Source organism: Bradyrhizobium sp. 134, from assembly GCF_023074155.1.
GTDB lineage: Bacteria > Pseudomonadota > Alphaproteobacteria > Rhizobiales > Xanthobacteraceae > Bradyrhizobium.
Genome location: NZ_JADPKX010000052.1, coordinates 1 through 836 on the forward strand (window position 1 = coordinate 1; position 836 = coordinate 836).

An 836-nucleotide genomic window follows, 5' to 3' on the forward strand; every position below is an offset into this window, starting at 1 on the left:
GACGATGTCGCGCAGGGCATCAGCGTCCCAATCCCCGCGACCCAGGATCGCCTGCTGCCGCCATGGGCCGGGATCGCCAGCCGCCTCCGCGCGCATCCAACCGGTCTTGCGCTGCTCATCTCCGAGCAGACCTTCCAGGAACAGGCCTGCATTCGTCGCCACACGCTCTTGCGTGAACAACGGACGTATCCGCTGCTTGACCTCTCGAAGCGACGCCGCCCACAACGCAAGCGTCTCCTCAACCGACGCGGCCCGCGTCCACGACATTCGAATCATGGTTGCCCATGGATTCAGAAGCCCGCAAACAAAGCAACTGTAATGCTAATAGAGGTCGAAGCGGCCTCGATGGCCGCCAGCGCTAATTGCCCATCGAGGCACAACAGCACATCATCACAATCTGCTTCTATCGTTGCGGCCTTGCCGCCGTTAGAAGGATGCCGAGATCGACCCGGAGCTATCGCCAATTTTTGGTGACGGCCGGAGCCGGTCAGGCGGCGGCGGTTGCGGGCTGACCGTCGGTCGGCTTGGCGATGACCTCGATCCCGTTGTTGAATGTCACACCGAGAACGAGTTTTGGCAACTGGTTGTGGCCATCGAGACGACGCCAATTTTTCTGGGCGCCCTCGACCAGTTTGAAGACCATCGCGAGCGCGGTCTTGTTGGATAGACAGCCCTTCGATCGGATCGTGCGATGACGCACGGTGGCGAAGGTGCTTTCGATGGGGTTGGTAACCGGTATGAGATTTCTCGGTGCCAACGTTCCGCTGCGGTGTTCTGCGTCGTGGCGTATGGTGCGACCATCGGGACAGAGGCACCGGGAGCACGATGTGCGGGCA

2 pseudogenes are annotated in these 836 nt (G+C 61.1%); both read right to left on the bottom strand.

The annotated features are described in order from the left end of the window. Nucleotides 1-276, bottom strand: a pseudogene (locus IVA75_RS20750) (IS701 family transposase); the annotation flags it as partial. Between the two features lie 211 nt (nt 277-487). Then, nucleotides 488-836, bottom strand: a pseudogene (locus tag IVA75_RS20755) (hypothetical protein); the annotation flags it as partial.